The 16019-nt window shown below is 63.2% G+C and carries 20 protein-coding genes and 2 tRNA genes; 13 read left to right on the forward strand and 9 right to left on the reverse strand.

The window, feature by feature from the left end:
• Position 1 precedes the first annotated feature (1 nt).
• Both modB and modA read right to left on the reverse strand, forming a co-directional pair.
• Complete coding sequence (modB, locus tag K8374_RS09300; protein WP_224458771.1) at positions 2-682, reverse strand: molybdate ABC transporter permease subunit; 681 nt, start codon at positions 680-682, stop codon at positions 2-4.
• Positions 682-1440 carry a molybdate ABC transporter substrate-binding protein gene (modA, locus tag K8374_RS09305; protein WP_224458772.1) on the reverse strand — a complete coding sequence of 253 codons (759 nt, stop codon included), beginning with the start codon at positions 1438-1440 and terminating at the stop codon, positions 682-684. Before modA ends, modB begins: the two co-directional genes overlap by 1 nt.
• A gap of 179 nt (positions 1441-1619) precedes the next feature.
• On the opposite strand from modA, the gene K8374_RS09310 reads away from it, so the two are divergent.
• The 9 genes from K8374_RS09310 (at position 1620) to K8374_RS09350 (ending at position 7725) form a co-directional block, all read left to right on the forward strand.
• The gene (locus tag K8374_RS09310; protein ID WP_084855639.1) at positions 1620-2117 is read left to right on the forward strand and encodes a PaaI family thioesterase; all 498 of its coding nucleotides are present in this window, start codon (positions 1620-1622) and stop codon (positions 2115-2117) included.
• Positions 2118-2189: 72 nt separating this feature from the next.
• Positions 2190-2885 carry a glutathione S-transferase N-terminal domain-containing protein gene (locus tag K8374_RS09315; RefSeq protein ID WP_224458773.1) on the forward strand — a complete coding sequence of 232 codons (696 nt, stop codon included), beginning with the start codon at positions 2190-2192 and terminating at the stop codon, positions 2883-2885.
• Between the two features lie 209 nt (positions 2886-3094).
• Positions 3095-3481 carry a DUF488 domain-containing protein gene (locus K8374_RS09320; RefSeq protein ID WP_224458774.1) on the forward strand — a complete coding sequence of 129 codons (387 nt, stop codon included), beginning with the start codon at positions 3095-3097 and terminating at the stop codon, positions 3479-3481.
• Between the two features lie 22 nt (positions 3482-3503).
• Positions 3504-3938 carry a GNAT family N-acetyltransferase gene (locus K8374_RS09325; protein WP_224458775.1) on the forward strand — a complete coding sequence of 145 codons (435 nt, stop codon included), beginning with the start codon at positions 3504-3506 and terminating at the stop codon, positions 3936-3938.
• 142 nt (positions 3939-4080) lie between these two features.
• Positions 4081-4464 (forward strand): helix-turn-helix domain-containing protein, encoded by a 384-nt coding sequence (locus K8374_RS09330; RefSeq protein ID WP_224458776.1) that lies wholly within the window; start codon positions 4081-4083, stop codon positions 4462-4464.
• 58 nt (positions 4465-4522) lie between these two features.
• Positions 4523-5161 carry a UvrY/SirA/GacA family response regulator transcription factor gene (gene uvrY / locus K8374_RS09335; RefSeq protein WP_084855634.1) on the forward strand — a complete coding sequence of 213 codons (639 nt, stop codon included), beginning with the start codon at positions 4523-4525 and terminating at the stop codon, positions 5159-5161.
• 6 nt (positions 5162-5167) lie between these two features.
• Entirely contained in the window at positions 5168-6991 is a 1824-nt protein-coding gene (gene uvrC / locus K8374_RS09340; RefSeq protein ID WP_224458777.1) for an excinuclease ABC subunit UvrC, read from the forward strand.
• Positions 6992-7024: 33 nt separating this feature from the next.
• Complete coding sequence (gene pgsA, locus K8374_RS09345; RefSeq protein ID WP_084855632.1) at positions 7025-7585, forward strand: CDP-diacylglycerol--glycerol-3-phosphate 3-phosphatidyltransferase; 561 nt, start codon at positions 7025-7027, stop codon at positions 7583-7585.
• Positions 7586-7649: 64 nt separating this feature from the next.
• Positions 7650-7725: transfer RNA gene (locus K8374_RS09350), tRNA-Gly, on the forward strand.
• A 164-nt stretch (positions 7726-7889) separates the two neighbouring features.
• Here the strand turns inward: K8374_RS09350 and K8374_RS09355 are convergent.
• The 3 genes from K8374_RS09355 to nhaR form a co-directional block, all read right to left on the reverse strand.
• Positions 7890-8060 carry a hypothetical protein gene (locus tag K8374_RS09355; protein WP_224458778.1) on the reverse strand — a complete coding sequence of 57 codons (171 nt, stop codon included), beginning with the start codon at positions 8058-8060 and terminating at the stop codon, positions 7890-7892.
• Between the two features lie 204 nt (positions 8061-8264).
• Entirely contained in the window at positions 8265-9476 is a 1212-nt protein-coding gene (gene sstT / locus K8374_RS09360) for a serine/threonine transporter SstT (RefSeq protein WP_224458779.1), read from the reverse strand.
• Between the two features lie 104 nt (positions 9477-9580).
• Complete coding sequence (gene nhaR / locus K8374_RS09365) at positions 9581-10474, reverse strand: transcriptional activator NhaR (protein WP_224458780.1); 894 nt, start codon at positions 10472-10474, stop codon at positions 9581-9583.
• 135 nt (positions 10475-10609) lie between these two features.
• Here nhaR and K8374_RS09370 point away from each other — a divergent pair, with 135 nt between their 5' ends.
• Positions 10610-10849 (forward strand): hypothetical protein, encoded by a 240-nt coding sequence (locus K8374_RS09370; RefSeq protein WP_224458781.1) that lies wholly within the window; start codon positions 10610-10612, stop codon positions 10847-10849.
• Positions 10850-10876: 27 nt separating this feature from the next.
• Positions 10877-11629: a TerC family protein gene (locus K8374_RS09375; RefSeq protein ID WP_196168688.1), complete on the forward strand. Its 753-nt coding sequence runs from the start codon at positions 10877-10879 to the stop codon at positions 11627-11629.
• A gap of 135 nt (positions 11630-11764) precedes the next feature.
• Here K8374_RS09375 and K8374_RS09380 read toward each other — a convergent pair whose 3' ends face one another.
• Positions 11765-11941 carry a hypothetical protein gene (locus K8374_RS09380; RefSeq protein WP_224458782.1) on the reverse strand — a complete coding sequence of 59 codons (177 nt, stop codon included), beginning with the start codon at positions 11939-11941 and terminating at the stop codon, positions 11765-11767.
• A gap of 213 nt (positions 11942-12154) precedes the next feature.
• Here K8374_RS09380 and K8374_RS09385 point away from each other — a divergent pair, with 213 nt between their 5' ends.
• A complete protein-coding gene (locus tag K8374_RS09385; protein ID WP_224458783.1) occupies positions 12155-12829 on the forward strand; it encodes a peptidase C39 family protein in 675 nt (224 codons plus the stop codon).
• Between the two features lie 115 nt (positions 12830-12944).
• Here K8374_RS09385 and K8374_RS09390 read toward each other — a convergent pair whose 3' ends face one another.
• Positions 12945-14228 carry an NAD(P)/FAD-dependent oxidoreductase gene (locus tag K8374_RS09390; protein WP_224458784.1) on the reverse strand — a complete coding sequence of 428 codons (1284 nt, stop codon included), beginning with the start codon at positions 14226-14228 and terminating at the stop codon, positions 12945-12947.
• Positions 14229-14432: 204 nt separating this feature from the next.
• On the opposite strand from K8374_RS09390, the gene K8374_RS09395 reads away from it, so the two are divergent.
• Positions 14433-14509 (forward strand) — tRNA-Val (locus K8374_RS09395).
• A 132-nt stretch (positions 14510-14641) separates the two neighbouring features.
• Here the strand turns inward: K8374_RS09395 and K8374_RS09400 are convergent.
• Together K8374_RS09400 and K8374_RS09405 are read right to left on the reverse strand one after the other, a co-directional pair.
• Entirely contained in the window at positions 14642-15778 is a 1137-nt protein-coding gene (locus tag K8374_RS09400) for a tyrosine-type recombinase/integrase (RefSeq protein WP_224458785.1), read from the reverse strand.
• Position 15779: 1 nt separating this feature from the next.
• Entirely contained in the window at positions 15780-16010 is a 231-nt protein-coding gene (locus K8374_RS09405; RefSeq protein ID WP_224458786.1) for a hypothetical protein, read from the reverse strand.
• Between the last annotated feature and the right edge of the window lie 9 nt (positions 16011-16019).

The following is a 16019-nucleotide window of genomic DNA, read 5'->3' on the forward strand; positions in this document are numbered from 1 at the left end:
GTCAGCTCCAGCCAGCCTTGCCACGGCGCCCGGCATAGAGCGTCAGCAGCACCAGGAACGAGAACACCAGCATGACACCGGCCAGCCAGTGGGCCTGTGGGTAGGCCATGGCCTCGACGTGATCGAAGATCTGTACCGAGACCACGCGGGTCTTGTCGGGGATGTTGCCGCCGATCATCAGCACCACGCCGAACTCGCCTACGGTATGGGCGAAGCCCAGGACACTGGCGGTGACGAAGCCGGGCCTGGCTAGTGGCAGTACCACATGGATGAAGGTGTCCCAGGGGCTGGCGCGCAGGGTCGCGGCCACCTCCAGCGGCCGCTGGCCGATGGCGCTGAAGGCGTTTTGCAAAGGCTGCACCACGAACGGCATGGAATACACCACCGAGCCGATCACCAGCCCTGCAAAGCTGAACACCACGCTGCCCAGGCCCAGGGCCTCGGTCGCCTGACCGATCCAGCCGTGGGGGCCGAGGGCGATCAGCAGGTAGAAGCCGATCACGGTCGGTGGCAGCACCAGGGGCAGGGCCACCCCGGCCCCGATCGGCCCGCGCAGCCACGAACGGGTACGCGCCAGCCACCAGGCGATCGGCGTGCCCAGCACCAGCAGGATCACGGTGGTCAGGCTGGCCAGCTTGAGCGTCAGCCAGATCGCGCCCAGGTCAGTGGCGTCCAACGGCATCAGATGTCATACCCATAGGATTTGATCACCGCGACCGCCTTCGGGCTCTTGAGGTAGTCAACCAAGGCCTTGGCGGCCGGGTTGTTCCTGCCTTTATCGAGGATCACCGCGTCCTGGCGGATCGGGTCGTGCATCTGCGCCGGGACGATCCACGCCGAGCCGCTCTGCACCTTGCCATCCTTGTAGACCTGCGACAGGGCCACGAAGCCCAGTTCGGCATTGCCGGTGGAGACGAACTGGAACGCTTGGGTGATGTTCTGGCCCTCGACCAGCTTGGGCCGGGTGGCTTCGGCGAGGCCGAGCTGGTCGAGCACCTGGGTGGCGGCCAGGCCGTAGGGTGCGGTCTTGGGGTTGGCGATGGACAGGTGCCGGTAGTCGCCGGTCTTCAGGACTGCACCTTGCGCGTCCACATAGCCGGGCTTGGCCGACCACAGCGCCAGGGTGCCGATGGCATAGGTGAAGCGGGAGCCGGGAACGATGCGTTTTTCCTGCTCGAGCTTGGCCGGGGTGCTGTCATCGGCGGCGAGGAACACGTCGAACGGAGCACCATTGCTGATCTGCGCATAGAACTGGCCCGTGGCGCCATAGACGGCTACCAGCTTGTGGCCGGTGTCCTGCTCGAAGGCTTTGGCGATAGCCTGGATGGGCGCTGTAAAGTTGGCCGCTACAGCCACCTGGACGTCGTCGGCCCAGGCGCTGTTGCAGGTGATCAGGCTGGCCAAGGCACTGGTAGCCAGGAGCGGTAGGCGGATGCGCATGGGGTGGTCCTTGCTGGGTGGGTATCGTTATGTCGTCAACTATATAGCGATTGAGTGCCGGCCGGGAAGGGGCTGGAGCGTCAGGGACGGCCCGGCCGGAAAGGGCATTGGCGGGCGCCGGGGCAGGGCGCTACCATCGGCGGCGACGTCCTTCCCATTTCAACAAGCACAGGAAGCGTATGAACGAACAAGCTCTCTCCTTGCAGGAGCTGGCGGCCCCGGAAGGCACCTGCTTCGGCTGCGGTTGCTCCCATCCCAGCGGCCTGCACCTGAAAAGCCATTGGGACGCCGACGGTATCCACCTGCTGTGCCGGCATTCCCCCGACAGCGGTTTCATCGGTTGGCCGGGCCTGGTCTATGGTGGCCTGCTGGCCATGCTGGTGGACTGCCATTCCAACTGGACCGCCATGGCCTACCATTACCGTGCCGAAGGGCGCGAGCCGGGCAGCCTGCCGCGTATCGACTGCGTCACCGGCACGCTCAACCTGACCTACCTCAAGCCCACCCCGATGGGCGTCGAGCTGCTGCTCAAGGCCCGGGTGGAAGGTGAGGTAGGGCGCAAGAGCCGGGTTGTCTGCGAGGTTTGGGCAGGTGACGTGCTGACCGTCACCGCCGACTCGCTGTTCGTCCGGGTGGATACCGAGAAACTCAAGCTCAAGGCCCACGGCCAGGCGTGACTGTACGGGGAAGTGGCCGGCGCGGCGGGTTGGTTCTAGAGTGATAGGTCCATTTCTCCCAAGGGTTGACCCATGACCGATCTCGGCGCATTCCCCATTACCCGCAAATGGCCGGCGCAGCATCCCGAGCGCCTGCAGCTGTACTCACTGCCCACGCCCAACGGGGTCAAGGTATCGATCATGCTGGAGGAGATCGGCCTGGCCTACGAGGCGCACAAGGTCAGTTTCGACGACGACGAGCAGATGAGCCCCGAGTTCATCTCCTTGAGCGCGAACAACAAGATTCCTGCCATCCTCGATCCCAACGGCCCGGGTGGCCAACCTTTGCCGTTGTTCGAGTCCGGGGCGATCCTGCAGTACCTGGCCGAGAAGACTGGCCAGTTGCTCAGCCAGGAACCGGCGACCCGCTACCAGACGATTCAGTGGCTGATGTTCCAGATGGGCGGCATCGGGCCGATGTTCGGCCAGGTGGGCTTCTTCCATTTCTTCGCTGGCAAGGCCTACGAAGACAAGCGCCCTCGGGACCGCTACGTCAACGAGTCCAGGCGCCTGCTGGGTGTGCTCGATCGGCATCTGAACGGCCGAGAATGGATGGTGGATGAATACAGCATCGCCGATATCGCCATCTTCCCGTGGGTGCGTAACCTGGTTGAGCGCTACAACGCTCGGGAGCTGGTGCATTTCGACGAGTTCAAGGACGTCCAGCGAGTGCTGGCCAACTTCCTCGCGCGCCCCGCTGTGCAGCGAGGCCTGACGATCCCAGGCTGAGCCCAACACAGCCCAGCGGGAGCGGGCTTGTCCCGCGATCAGGCCAGGCCGGCTAATCATCGTCACCTGGCAAGGGCTTTGCCCTTGATCGCGGCGCAAGGCCCCCCACACAGATTGCTGCACAATTTCCCTCGCAGCCCATGTCTACGCGTGACCTCGATCAATGTTCGCCCTAGGCTTGTCAGGAAACAATGCCCCAGGAGAACACGATGATCCGCTGCAAGCGTGTCTATGACCCGATCGAGGATGGCGACGGCCAGCGGGTGCTGGTCGATCGCCTGTGGCCGCGCAACAAGCGCAAGGAGGACCTGCACGGCCAATGGGCCAAAGAGGTGGCGCCCTCCGATGCCTTGCGCAAGGCGTTCCATCAAGGCGAGGTCGATTTCGCCGGCTTCACCGAACGCTACCAGCAGGAGCTGGCCGCCCACCCCGAGCATTGGTACCCGTTGCTGGATCTTGCTGCAAAAGGGCCTCTGACCCTGCTGTATGCCGGCAAGGACACCGAGCACAACAATGCCCAGGTGCTGGCCGCCTGGCTGGAGGATGAGCTGGAGCGTCGTGGGCCGGGTAGCTCGCCGGTGTGCTACGCCCACTAGCCGTCATGGGAGAAGGCTGCCGATGCCCCTTGAACTGACCCCGGCCAGCGATGCCCATTGCACCTTCGCCCGGAACCTGACCCGTCGGGCCATGCTGCCTTACTACCGCGAGTTCGACTTGCTATGGATCGAGGAAGCCTTCGACGAAGCCTGGCACTGGCGCGAGCAATGGTTGGTGGTGGAGGGGACGCGCCTGCTGGGCTACTGCAGCCTCAGCCAGGACCGCCAGGCCTTGTTCATCCGCGAGCTGCACTTGCTGCCTGAATACCGTGGCCAAGGCGTAGGCGGCTGGGTGCTGGAGACCTTGGCCGGCTGGACAGCCCAGCGGCACTTGCCATTGCTGCGGCTGATGGTGTTCCGCAGCAACCCGGCCCGTAGGTTGTACAGCCGGCACGGCTTCGTCGAAATGGGCGAGGACGAATGCTTCGTCCGGATGCAGCGCACGATTGCTAGCTGACTGGTCGGGCAATTTCTGACTGATAGCTCAACGATGGCTTGCATAGATTGGATCCTAAAAGGCATAGTGCCATCTGGGTTGTCGACCATTCACTCGAAGGTCGCGCTGCATCGTAGTCGAAGGACAAGAGGAAGGGAGTCGCATGAATGGATTTGGCCCGCGCCTGCGGGAGGAGCGTGAGCGTCTGGGGCTGACCCAACGGGTGTTCGGCGAGATCGGCGGCGTCGAGCCCAATGCCCAAGGCAAGTATGAAAGCGGCGAGCGTACGCCTCGGGTCGACTACCTGGCTGCCTTGGCGAACCGAGGCGTGGATGCCCTCTACGTGCTCAGCGGTGTGCATACGCCTGCCCCCCTGGCCAGCCTCACCCTCGAGGAAGACCGCCTGCTGGGAATCTTCCGGCGCCTGCCCGAGGCAGACCAGGCCGCGGTACGACATCTGTTGGGGCGCCTATCCGTCGAGGTGGGCGAGCGAGAGGCGCCGAGAATGCGCAAGATGGACCGGCAGGCACTTTTCGAACTAGGTTAGCGGCGGGAAAGTTTGTTAAGGTGGCGGGATCCAATCGCCCCATTGACGAGGTGTCTGCTTGATTAGGGTCTTGGTGGTCGATGATCACGATCTGGTGCGTACTGGCATCACCCGCATGTTGGCCGATATCGACGGCTTGCAGGTTGTAGGTGAAGCGGATTCCGGCGAGTCGGCGCTCAAGCTGGCTCGCGAGCTGAAGCCGGACGTAGTCCTCATGGACGTGAAAATGCCAGGGATCGGCGGCCTGGAGGCGACCCGCAAGCTGTTGCGCAGCCATCCGGACATCAAGGTAGTCGCAGTGACCGTGTGCGAGGACGACCCATTCCCCACGCGCCTGATGCAGGCCGGCGCTGCCGGCTACCTGACCAAGGGCGCGGGCCTGGACGAAATGGTCCAGGCCATCCGCCTGACCTTTGCCGGGCAGCGCTATATCAGCCCGCAGATCGCCCAGCAATTGGCGCTCAAGTCGTTCCAGCCCCAGGGCTCGCCGTTCGATGCGCTGTCGGAGCGGGAGATCCAGATCGCCTTGATGATCGTCGGCTGCCAGAAGGTGCAGATCATCTCGGACAAGTTGTGCCTGTCGCCCAAGACCGTCAATACTTACCGTTATCGGATCTTCGAAAAACTCTCGGTCACCAGCGACGTCGAACTGACCTTGCTGGCCGTTCGCCACGGTATGGTTGACGCGAACCTGTAAACCTTCATGTCACAACTCTTCGATGCCAGCGCCTTCCTGGCGACCTGCAGCGGTCGCCCCGGTGTCTACCGGATGTTCGACGCCGAGGCGCGGCTGCTCTATGTGGGCAAGGCCAAGAACCTCAAGAAGCGCCTGGCCAGCTACTTCCGCAAGACCGGCCTGGCGCCCAAGACCGCTGCACTGGTGGGGCGCATCGCCCAGGTCGAGACCACCATCACCGCCAACGAGACCGAGGCGCTGCTGCTGGAGCAGACACTGATCAAGGAATGGCGGCCGCCCTACAACATCCTGCTGCGCGACGATAAATCCTACCCCTACGTGTTCTTGTCTGACGGCCAATTCCCACGCCTGGGCATTCACCGTGGCGCCAAGAAAGCCAAGGGGCGCTACTTCGGCCCATACCCCAGCGCCGGTGCCATCCGCGAAAGCCTGAGCCTGCTGCAAAAGGCCTTCTCGGTACGCCAATGCGAGGACAGCTACTACGCCAACCGCACCCGGCCGTGCTTGCAGTACCAGATCAAGCGGTGCAAGGGCCCGTGCGTGGGGCTGGTGGCGCCAGAGGAGTACGCCGAGGACGTGCGCCATTCGGTGATGTTCCTCGAAGGCCGCAGCCAGCAGCTGGGCAACGAGCTCAATGCGGAAATGGAAAAGGCCGCCATGGCCCTGAACTTCGAGCGGGCGGCCGAACTGCGCGACCAGATCGCCTTGCTGCGCCGCGTCCAGGACCAGCAGTACATGGAAGGTGGCTCGGGCGACGTTGACGTGGTGGCCGCCTTCGTCAACCCGGGCGGTGCCTGCGTGCACCTGATCAGCGTGCGGGGCGGGCGGGTACTGGGCAGCAAGAACTTCTTCCCCCAAGTGGGTATCGAGGAAGACGTGGCCGAGGTGATGGCCGCCTTCCTGTCGCAGTACTACCTGGGTAATGCCGAACGTGAACTGCCGGGCGAGCTGATCGTCAACGTGACCCACGAGGACTTTAACGCCCTCACCGAGGCCGTGCAGACCCTGCGGGGCCGTGAGCTGGCCATCAGTCATCGGGTGCGTGGCACGCGAGCTCGCTGGCAGCAATTGGCGGTCACCAACGCCGAGCAAGCCCTTAACGCTCGCCTGGCCAACCGCCAGCATATGGCTGCCCGCTTCGAGGCCCTGGCCCAAGTGCTGGGCCTGGACGAAGTGCCCCAACGCCTGGAATGCTATGACATCAGCCATTCCAGCGGCGAGGCTACCGTGGCCAGCTGCGTGGTGTTCGGCCCCGAGGGCCCGCTCAAGTCCGACTACCGCCGTTTCAACATCGAGGGCGTGACTGCCGGCGACGACTACGCTGCCATGCACCAGGCGCTGACCCGGCGCTTCGGACGCATCAAGGACGGCGAGGGCAAGCTGCCGGATGTGCTCCTGGTGGACGGCGGCAAGGGGCAGCTGAACATGGCGCGCGAAGTCATGCAGGAACTGGCCCTGACCGACCTGACCCTGCTTGGCGTGGCCAAGGGTGTGACCCGCAAGGCCGGTTTCGAAACCCTGTACCTCAACGACGTGGCCCATGAGTTCACCCTAAAGGGCGACTCCCCAGCGCTGCACCTGATCCAGCAGATCCGTGATGAAGCCCACCGCTTCGCCATCACCGGCCACCGTGCCCGCCGCGGCAAGGCCCGTCGCACCTCGAGCCTGGAGGATGTAGCCGGGGTAGGGCCCAAGCGCCGCCGCGACCTGCTGAAACATTTCGGCGGCCTGCAGGAGCTCAACCGCGCCAGCATCGACGAAATTGCCAAGGCGCCTGGCATCAGTAAAAAGCTTGCCGAGTCGATTTATGCCAGCCTGCATAGCGAGTAGAATGCCACCCTCAACCTGCAGCCAGTCGTGCCGATGAATATTCCAAACCTGCTCACCGTTCTTCGCGTCCTGCTCATCCCGATCTTCATCCTGTTGTTCTATATGCCCTATCACTGGAGCTATATCGCCGCCAGCACGGTGTTCGCCATCGCTGCCGCCACCGACTGGCTCGACGGCTACCTGGCCCGTCGCCTGCAGCAGAGCACGCCCTTCGGCGCCTTCCTCGACCCGGTGGCAGACAAACTCATGGTTGCGGTGGCCCTGGTGTTGCTGGTGCAGGTGCATGCCAACTTCTGGCTGACCCTGCCGGCCGCGGTGATCATTGGCCGCGAGATTGTCGTCTCGGCGCTGCGCGAGTGGATGGCCGAGCTCGGGGCAAGGGCGCATGTGGCGGTGTCCAACCTCGGCAAATGGAAAACCGCCGCGCAGATGCTGGCGCTGGTGATCCTGCTGGCCAACCCGCCGGTGCTCAACGCCTGGGTGGTACTCGGCTATGGGCTGCTGCTGGTCGCGGCGGGCCTGACCCTGTGGTCGATGGTCCACTACCTGGTCGCTGCCTGGCCGCACCTGCGCGAAGGCACCGAGCAGAAGTAAAAGTTTTTTTGAATCAAGGGGTTGACGTCGTTTGGCAGATCGCTAAAATGGCAGCCATCACGACGCGGGAATAGCTCAGTTGGTAGAGCACGACCTTGCCAAGGTCGGGGTCGCGAGTTCGAGTCTCGTTTCCCGCTCCAAATTTGATCCTTCAAGTTCTTGTAGGGTCACCGAAAAAGAGGCCTGATGGCCTCTTTTTTTATGCCTGCGATTTTGCAGCAGGGCTTGCCGTCAGGCTGCCGCACAAGGCGCTGTGGCGATGCCGGACGTCCTTATGGGCTTGGCCTGGTTCTCTTCTGTTCCGTTACGCAATAAAGTCCGACTCGGCCGGCGGCTCTGCCTGCGCATCCTGCTGAACGGTGTCGTAGACAGCCAGGCCACACACGCCGCACAGCCCTACAGTGGCAAGCACGATGTCGCCCAGGATCATGCCGACGATCAGCAGCATCAGGCTCAGGCGGAAAAGGGTGGTCATGGCTGCCTCCCTGGCAGTTGAGGTGAGGCCTCAACGATAACGCCCGGGCTCCAATTGCGCAGCCGAATTTGGGGAGGATGGCAGTCTATCCATCTGAAATGGCCGATTGGTCCCGCAGAATGCGGCCCATTGGCCTTGAGCTTGGAGGGGTGGCACTGCATTCGTCCTTGATGCAGTGCCCGAAGGCGCGTGCCTGTGGGCACGTCAGGCCCGCTGACGCTCCTCGCCCATACATGCCGCGGCAGTGAACAGCACGTCGGTGGATGAGTTGAGCGCGGTCTCCGCGGAGTCCTGCAGCACGCCGATGATGAAGCCGACCGCCACCACCTGCATGGCGACTTCGCTGGGAATGCCGAACAGGCTGCACGCCAGTGGGATCAGCAGCAGCGAGCCGCCGGCCACGCCCGAGGCGCCGCAGGCGCACACGGCCGCCACTACGCTGAGCAGCACTGCAGTGGGAAGATCCACCGGGATGCCGAGGGTGTGCACGGCCGCCAGGGTGAGGACGGTGATGGTGATTGCTGCGCCGGCCATGTTGATGGTCGCGCCCAGGGGGATCGATACCGAGTAGGTGTCCTCGTGCAGGCCGAGCTTTTCCGACAGGGCCAGGTTGACCGGGATGTTGGCCGCCGAGCTGCGGGTGAAGAAGGCGGTGATGCCGCTTTCGCGCAGGCACATCAGCACCAATGGGTAGGGGTTGCGGCGAATCTTCCAGAAGACGATGAGCGGGTTGACCACCAGGGCCACGAACAGCATGCAACCGATCAGCACGGCCAGCAGGTGCGCGTAGCCGAGTAGGGCGTCCAGGCCCGATTCGGCCAAGGTCGCGGCCACCAGGCCGAAGATCCCCAGTGGCGCGAAGCGGATGACCATGCGCACGATCAGGGTGACGCCGTTGGACAGGTCTTCCACCACGGTGCGAGTGGTCTGACCGGCGTGGCGCAGCGCTACGCCCAGGCCGACGGCCCAGGTCAGGATGCCGATGAAGTTGCCGTTCAACAGGGCATTGACCGGGTTGTCCACGGCGCTGAGCACCAGGTTCTGCAGGACCTCGCTGATGCCGCCCGGTGCCGTGAGCGCGGCTTCGCTGGCGCGCAGGGCCAACTGGGACGGGAAGGCCATGCTGGCGACCACGGCCACCACAGCAGCAGCGAAGGTACCGAGCAGGTACAGCACCAGGATAGGGCGGATGTGGGTTTCCTGGCCGTGCTTGTGGTTGGCGATCGAGGCCATTACCAGGATGAACACCAGGATCGGCGCCACGGCCTTGAGCGCTGAAACGAAGAGCTTGCCCAGAAAGCCCAGCGTGATCGCCGTGGCGGGTGACAGCAAAGCGATTGCGATACCGGCCACCAGGCCGATGCAGATCTGCGTCACCAGGCTGGTGCGGTTGATGAAGCGAAGGACGGGGGTCATGCAGCAGAATCTCGTTCTTGTAAAACCGGCCACTTTAGCACAGACCGGTGTAGGCCTGTTCCGACCCAATCATCGGCGTGCCGGCGATTGGGGTATGTCACGGATCACCAATGGAACAGCTCCCGTCGCGCGCCCTCGGTGATGGCCACGATCCCGGGATGGGTCACCTTGCGTTCCACCGAAATGGCATAGAACGACTCGTTCACCGCTTCGGTCTGGCCGATCAGGCGCACCCCATATTGCCGGCAGACTTCCTCGGCAATCACGCTGGGTGCGACGAAAATACCGCTACCGGACTGCCCGAAGGCCTGCATCAATGCGCTGTCGTCGAACTCGCCGATGATGCGTGGCTGTACGTGCTGTTCCGCCAGCCAGCGCAGCAGGCGGCTGCGTAGCACGGTTTCCTGGCCGGGAATCAGCAAGGGCGCGTCATCCAGGCAGGCGGGGAAGGGCCGGTCGTGCTGGTCGGCCAGTGCCGGGGTGGCGAAGAAGCTCAGGCCGCATTCGCCGAGCTTCTGGCTATAGCCTTTGATATCAAGGTGGCTGGGCATGGGGCTGTCGGAGATCACCAGGTCCAGGCGCTGGATCGCAAGGTCGGCGAGCAGACGCTCGAGCTTGTCTTCACGACAGTTGATGCGCAGCACGTTGTCCAGCGCCATGGTCGGGGCCAGCAAGCGGTAGACGATGGACTTGGGTACCACGTCGGCCACGCCTACGCGAAACAGGATCTGCTCCTGGGGGCCGGCCCGCAGCAGGGCTTCGAGTTCACCGCCGATCTGGAACATCTGCTCGGCGTAGCCCAGGGTCTGGCGGCCGGTCTCGGTCAACTCCAATTGCCGGCCGACCCGCTGGAACAGCTCCAGGCCGTAGGTCTGCTCGAACAGGCTGATCTGCCCGCTGATGGTCTGTGGCGTAAGGTTCAGTTGCTCGCTGGCGCGGGCGATGCTGCCGGTCTTGGCCACTACCCAAAAGTAATGGAGTTGGCGGTAGTTGAGCATCCGCTGGGGTCTCTATTCGTAAAAACCGAAGTATAACCGCTGAAAATACGAATTTTCCTGATGTATAGCGGTCTTTAGAATGCGACCCCATCAGGCGTTTCGTGCGCCGCCGGGATATCGACAAGCGAGGACCCCATGTTGCAATTCAAATCCATTGGTACGCCGCTGGTGCTGGCCTTGGCCCTGTTCAGCCTGGCGGGCTGCGACCAGGCCGAGAAATCCGCCCAGCAGATGCTCAACCAGGCTGCCGAGTCGGCCAAGCAGGCCATCGACAAGACCAACGAGGCTGCCCAGCAAGCCCTGAGCGATACCCTTCACCCTGAGGGTAACCAGCCCAAGGCCGACGCCAACCAAGACAAGACCCAGGGCATCTGAGCCCAGCCCCGCTGAAAGGATTTGATAATGGAATATTTGCTGGAACTGGCTGCAAGCCCCGCCGCCTGGGTTGCCCTGGCCACCCTGGTGGCCATGGAGATCGTGCTGGGCATCGATAACCTGATCTTCATCTCCATCCTGACCAACAAGCTGCCGGAAGCCTACCGCTCCAAGGCGCGCCGCATCGGTATCAGCATGGCGCTGGTCATGCGCCTGGCGCTGCTCTCGACCGTGGCCTGGATCGTCCAGCTGACGGAGCCGGTGATCGACGTGTTCGGCCACAGCTTCTCGTGGAAGGACATGATCCTCATTGCCGGTGGCCTGTTCCTGCTGTGGAAGGCGACCAAGGAGATCCATGAAAACGTCGACCCTCACGGCGCCAAGGAAGAAGCCAAGGCCGGCTCGACCGTGACCCTGGGCTTCGCCGCCGCGATCGGCCAGATCCTGATGCTCGACATCGTCTTCTCGATCGACAGCATCATCACCGCGGTGGGCATGACCGAGCACCTGCCGATCATGATCATCGCCGTGATCAGTGCCGTGGTGGTGATGCTGGTGGCGGCCGACCCGCTGGCCAAGTTCATCAACGACAACCCGACCGTGGTGATGCTGGCCCTGGGCTTCCTGATCATGATCGGCATGACCCTGATCGCCGAAGGCTTCGGTGCCCATGTGCCGAAGGGCTATGTGTACGCGGCGATGGCCTTCTCGACGGCGATCGAAGTGCTCAACATCATGGCGCGTCGGGCGCGGCTCAAGCGTGAGGCTGCCGAAGGCTGATGCAAGGAGGGGCGCGTGGCGCCCCTTTTCGCGACACAAGGCCACTGCCACGGATACAGCACGAAAGGGTGTGTTGTATCTGTGGGGCGGCCTTGTGTCGTGATAGGGCTGCCTCGCAGCCCCGAGATCATCTGGTCAGTGCGCCCCTGCATGCCGCCGCGCACGATGCGTCGGCTGTGGCTTGGGCGGGGTCTGTGGCGGCAGGTGGTGATGGGCGTGGCGGCGCACGATGCGCAATACACCCCACAGCATGGCGGCGGCGACGCTCAGCCACATTCCCACCAGCATCAGGATTGCCATGGTCAGGCTCATATGTGCCTCCTTCTCTCGGGCGGGCGCGGGGCTCGCCTTCCAGACACTGCTTTAGTCTAGCTCGCAGCCCGTGACGTTCCATTGACCGAAGGTCTATTCCCTTGGGCCGTTTCGTTCCAAGCAGGCCCCGGGCTATACCCAGGCACGCGCCAGGCCTATGATCGGAGCCCAGGGCCGGGCGCTGCCTGCCTGGCGAGGAACAAGCGAGTGTCCATGTTGCAACGAACCTTCACCTCCACACGCCGCCTGCTGGCCGCTTGCCTGGTCGTCACCAGCCTGGCCGGTTGCGCCGGCGGCCCGTCGCCGATCGCCAAGGGCCTGCCGCAGCGGGTCGAGATCAGCAGCATGCCGTTCTACCGTGGCAAGGCCAACCACAGCGGCGCCATGGCCCTGGCGGCACTGCTGTCGCAACAGGGCGTAGTGGTGACCCCTGGTCTGCTGGACAAGCCCTTGAATCTGCCGCAGGGCGCCGATGCACTGGGGCAGCGCATTCCCGAGGTGGCCCGTGAATATGGCATGGTGGTCTATCCCCTGGACAAACGCCTGGATGCCTTGCTGACTCAGGTGGCCGCAGGCAATCCGGTGCTGCTGCGCTACGAGGAGGGGGCGGTCTGGTGGAGCGAACCGCGTTATGCGGTGCTGATCGGCTATGACAGCTACAAGCAGCGCGTGCTGTTGCGCTCGGGGATGCAGCGTCGCCAGTTGATGGCGTTCGATGACTTCGAAGCTGCGTGGGCGAAGGAGGGGAATTGGGCGGTGCTGGTGCAGCCACCGCGGCAACTGCCGGCCCAGGTGGACCGGCAGCGCTGGCTGCAGGCGGCCGATGAGCTGGCCAGGGCGGGCCAGGAGATCGCGGCGAAGCAGGCCGTTCGCAGCGTAGGGCAGTAATCGCGCTGGCCTCATCAGCGGGCAAGCCCGCCCCCACAGGATCTTGGATCGGCCTGTAGGGGCGGGCTTGTCCGGGGGCGCCGAAGCGCCGAGGTCGGGCCTAGGCAGGCGACAATCAGATACCCAGGCGGTCACGCAGGCTGTAGTACCAGGCACCCAGCGCGCTGAACGGTACGCGCAGCAGCTGGCCTCCCGGGAACGGGTAGTGCGGCAGGCCGGCGAAGGCGTCGAAGCGCTCGGCCTGGCCACGCAGGGCTTCGGCCAGCACCTTGCCCGCCAGGTGGGTGTAGGTCACGCCATGGCCGGAGCAGCCCTGGGAGTAGTAGATATTGTCGCCGATACGACCGACCTGCGGCAGGCGCGACAGGGTCAGCAGGAAGTTGCCGGTCCAGGCGTAGTCGATCTTCACGTTCTTGAGCTGCGGGAAGGCCTTGAGCATCTTCGGACGGATGATCGCCTCGATGTTCGCCGGGTCACGGGCACCGTACACCACGCCGCCGCCGAAGATCAGGCGCTTGTCGCTGGTCAAGCGGTAGTAGTCGAGCAGGTAGTTGCAGTCCTCGACGCAGTAGTCCTGGGGCAGCAGGGTGCGGGCCAGTTCCTCGCCCAGCGGCTCGGTGGTGATCACCTGGGTGCCGCATGGCATCGACTTGGCGGCCAGTTCCGGCACCAGGTTGCCCAGGTAGGCGTTGCCGGCGACGATGATGAACTTGGCGCGCACCTTGCCTTGCGGGGTGTGCACGACCGGGTTGGCGCCACGCTCGATGCGCACGGCCGGGGTCTGTTCATAGATGATGCCGCCCAGCGACTCGACTGCGGCGGCTTCGCCCAGGGCCAGGTTCAATGGGTGGATGTGGCCACCGCTCATGTCCAGCATGCCGCCGACATAATTGTCGCAGGCCACCACTTCACGGATGCGCTTCTGGTCCATCAGCTCCAGCTGGGTGTGGCCGAAGCGTTCCCACAGGCGCTTCTGGGACTCCAGGTGGCCCATCTGCTTGGCGCTGAGGGCGGCGAATACACCGCCGTCTTTCAGGTCGCACTGGATGTTGTACTTGGCCACGCGCTCACGGATGATGCGGCCGCCTTCGAAGGCCATCTGGCCCAGCAGTTGCGCCTGCTTGGGGCCGACGGTGCGCTCGATGACGTCGATGTCGCGGCTGTAGCTGTTGACGATCTGCCCGCCGTTGCGGCCCGACGCACCGAAGCCGACCTTGGCCGCTTCGACGATGCTCACCTTGAAGCCGTTCTCCAGCAGGAACAGGGCGCTGGACAGGCCGGTATAGCCGGCGCCGATGATGCAGATATCGGTCTCCACCTCACCCTGCAGCGCCGGACGTGGCGGCACCGGGTTGGCCGAGGCGGCGTAGTAGGACTGGGGGTAGGGGGTGTTGGCCATGCTAAGGAAACCTCGTGTTTTATATTTTTAACGAATGTGCCGATGCTATCAATAATAATAAACACCCGCTAGTCGTCCGTTGAAAATCCTTTACTCGGCCCCTGCGCAGCCTCCTTTTGGTAAATACTTTTAGGATTCAGTGGGTTAGCGTGAAAAAAACAGTTGACAGCCGTTTGGGAACGCGTAGAATGCGCCCACATCGACAGGCACATAGCTCAGTTGGTTAGAGCACCACCTTGACATGGTGGGGGTCGTTGGTTCGAGTCCAATTGTGCCTACCAAACGAAAGCCCCGGTTTCCGGGCACTTGAAGGGCGATCCTAGCGGGTCGCCCTTTTTGTTTTTGCAAAACTTTTGCAAAACTTTTGCAAAACCACCCACCTCTATCTGGTCTGTGCGGGCGCTTGCCGTTCGTCAGATAGCCAGATCAGCCTTCACTTCGACGTACTGAATTTCCTTCGGTGCGTGCCCGTCTTGATACCGCTCTGTCATCTCGGCGGTGGCGTGTCCCATCAGCAACTGGACGTATTCAGTCGAAAAATTCTGTTGTTCGTACAGCCAGGCGCCCAAGGCCCGGATCTCGTGGAACGTTGGTCGCTCTTCGAATTCGAGGTGGTCGTAGGCCTTCGCAGCGTCCCTGGCCTTCCTGAAGCTTTTGGACAGGTAATCCGGAGTAACTGCCGTCCAGTGCTCTTTCGCGTCGATCTGGTCCTGACGGCGCGCCTTCGGGCGGTAATGGATGAGGAGGGGTGAAATGATTGGCGATCGGAAGCACTCGTTCACCGTCTCGCGCAGCGCCTTGCCCATGACGATCTGCAGGTGGATCGGCGTGTCGTAGTTGTCGGTCTTGCCTGGCGACACCCTGATGGTGTTCTTGATCAGGTCCACAGCCGACTTCTTCCAAGTCACGATATCTTCGCGGCGCTGCAAGCTGGTCAGGCCCAGCCTGATGGCGCGCTTGAGCCAGCTTGGCGTGGTATCGGCATTGAGGATCTTCTGAACGCCCTCCAGGGTATGGCGCTGGCGCTTCTTCTTCGCTTCCTTCTTGAGCAGCGTCATGTCGGCGGCGTTGCGCTCCACCATGCCCTTGGCGATCGCGAAGTTAAGTAGGCTGACGAGCAGGCTGCGGTGCTTCGTGTAGGCGTTGTTGCTGAATTGGTCGAGGTACTCGGCGGCGGCAAGAACGTCGAACTGGCCTACCAGCAGGTGCCCGATATCCGTCCGGTAGCGCTTGAGCTTGTAGCCGATCTCGTCCAGTGACGAGCGCGCATAGCCGCGCTCGGGGAGCCATTCGGCTTCGAAGCGGTCGATCAGGGCGCCGATAGTCGGTAGGCGGTCGCCTGTGATGGTTGCCAGCATTTCGCCGTTGTCGGTCATCAGGAAGGCCAGCTTGGCGTTGGCAGCTTTTGCCAGGCGCACGGCGTCCTCATACGGCTTGTTGATGCTGGTCATCTTCCCGGTGATCGGGTTCTTGTACCGCCAGTACTTCCCGTTTGGGTACAGGTTGGGCGGGAGCGTTCTGTTCTTCGGGCTGCGCGGTCGTGGTGCCATTTCAAATATCCAGCATCTGAGCCAAGAGTGGGTCGTTCGAGCCGATAACGGCGTCCTGGAGGTTTACGAAATACATCCCACCGCGGACTTCACCCGCCAACTCCCCCTCATCAATCCATTTCTTCAGCTGCTGCAAGCTCGGCTTACCGCCGGCGTAGCGCAGTTTCCGGTACTCGCCCACCTCCATGAGCCTGGGTAGGCTGGCGGTGATCTGAGCTATAACTTTAGCCATGGCTGAGCC

Source organism: Pseudomonas sp. p1(2021b) (assembly GCF_020151015.1).
Classification (GTDB): Bacteria; Pseudomonadota; Gammaproteobacteria; order Pseudomonadales; family Pseudomonadaceae; genus Aquipseudomonas; species Aquipseudomonas putida_K.

Bases quoted from the DNA above. Each gene is read 5' to 3' on its own strand.
- modB (WP_224458771.1), bottom strand. From the start codon at position 682: ATGCCGTTGGACGCCACTGACCTGGGCGCGATCTGGCTGACGCTCAAG.
- modA (WP_224458772.1), bottom strand. From the start codon at position 1,440: ATGCGCATCCGCCTACCGCTCCTGGCTACCAGTGCCTTGGCCAGCCTG.
- K8374_RS09310 (WP_084855639.1), top strand. From the start codon at position 1,620: ATGAACGAACAAGCTCTCTCCTTGCAGGAGCTGGCGGCCCCGGAAGGC.
- K8374_RS09315 (WP_224458773.1), top strand. From the start codon at position 2,190: ATGACCGATCTCGGCGCATTCCCCATTACCCGCAAATGGCCGGCGCAG.
- K8374_RS09320 (WP_224458774.1), top strand. From the start codon at position 3,095: ATGATCCGCTGCAAGCGTGTCTATGACCCGATCGAGGATGGCGACGGC.
- K8374_RS09325 (WP_224458775.1), top strand. From the start codon at position 3,504: ATGCCCCTTGAACTGACCCCGGCCAGCGATGCCCATTGCACCTTCGCC.
- K8374_RS09330 (WP_224458776.1), top strand. From the start codon at position 4,081: ATGAATGGATTTGGCCCGCGCCTGCGGGAGGAGCGTGAGCGTCTGGGG.
- uvrC (WP_224458777.1), top strand. From the start codon at position 5,168: ATGTCACAACTCTTCGATGCCAGCGCCTTCCTGGCGACCTGCAGCGGT.
- pgsA (WP_084855632.1), top strand. From the start codon at position 7,025: ATGAATATTCCAAACCTGCTCACCGTTCTTCGCGTCCTGCTCATCCCG.
- K8374_RS09355 (WP_224458778.1), bottom strand. From the start codon at position 8,060: ATGACCACCCTTTTCCGCCTGAGCCTGATGCTGCTGATCGTCGGCATG.
- sstT (WP_224458779.1), bottom strand. From the start codon at position 9,476: ATGACCCCCGTCCTTCGCTTCATCAACCGCACCAGCCTGGTGACGCAG.
- nhaR (WP_224458780.1), bottom strand. From the start codon at position 10,474: ATGCTCAACTACCGCCAACTCCATTACTTTTGGGTAGTGGCCAAGACC.
- K8374_RS09370 (WP_224458781.1), top strand. From the start codon at position 10,610: ATGTTGCAATTCAAATCCATTGGTACGCCGCTGGTGCTGGCCTTGGCC.
- K8374_RS09375 (WP_196168688.1), top strand. From the start codon at position 10,877: ATGGAATATTTGCTGGAACTGGCTGCAAGCCCCGCCGCCTGGGTTGCC.
- K8374_RS09380 (WP_224458782.1), bottom strand. From the start codon at position 11,941: ATGAGCCTGACCATGGCAATCCTGATGCTGGTGGGAATGTGGCTGAGC.
- K8374_RS09385 (WP_224458783.1), top strand. From the start codon at position 12,155: ATGTTGCAACGAACCTTCACCTCCACACGCCGCCTGCTGGCCGCTTGC.
- K8374_RS09390 (WP_224458784.1), bottom strand. From the start codon at position 14,228: ATGGCCAACACCCCCTACCCCCAGTCCTACTACGCCGCCTCGGCCAAC.
- K8374_RS09400 (WP_224458785.1), bottom strand. From the start codon at position 15,778: ATGGCACCACGACCGCGCAGCCCGAAGAACAGAACGCTCCCGCCCAAC.
- K8374_RS09405 (WP_224458786.1), bottom strand. From the start codon at position 16,010: ATGGCTAAAGTTATAGCTCAGATCACCGCCAGCCTACCCAGGCTCATG.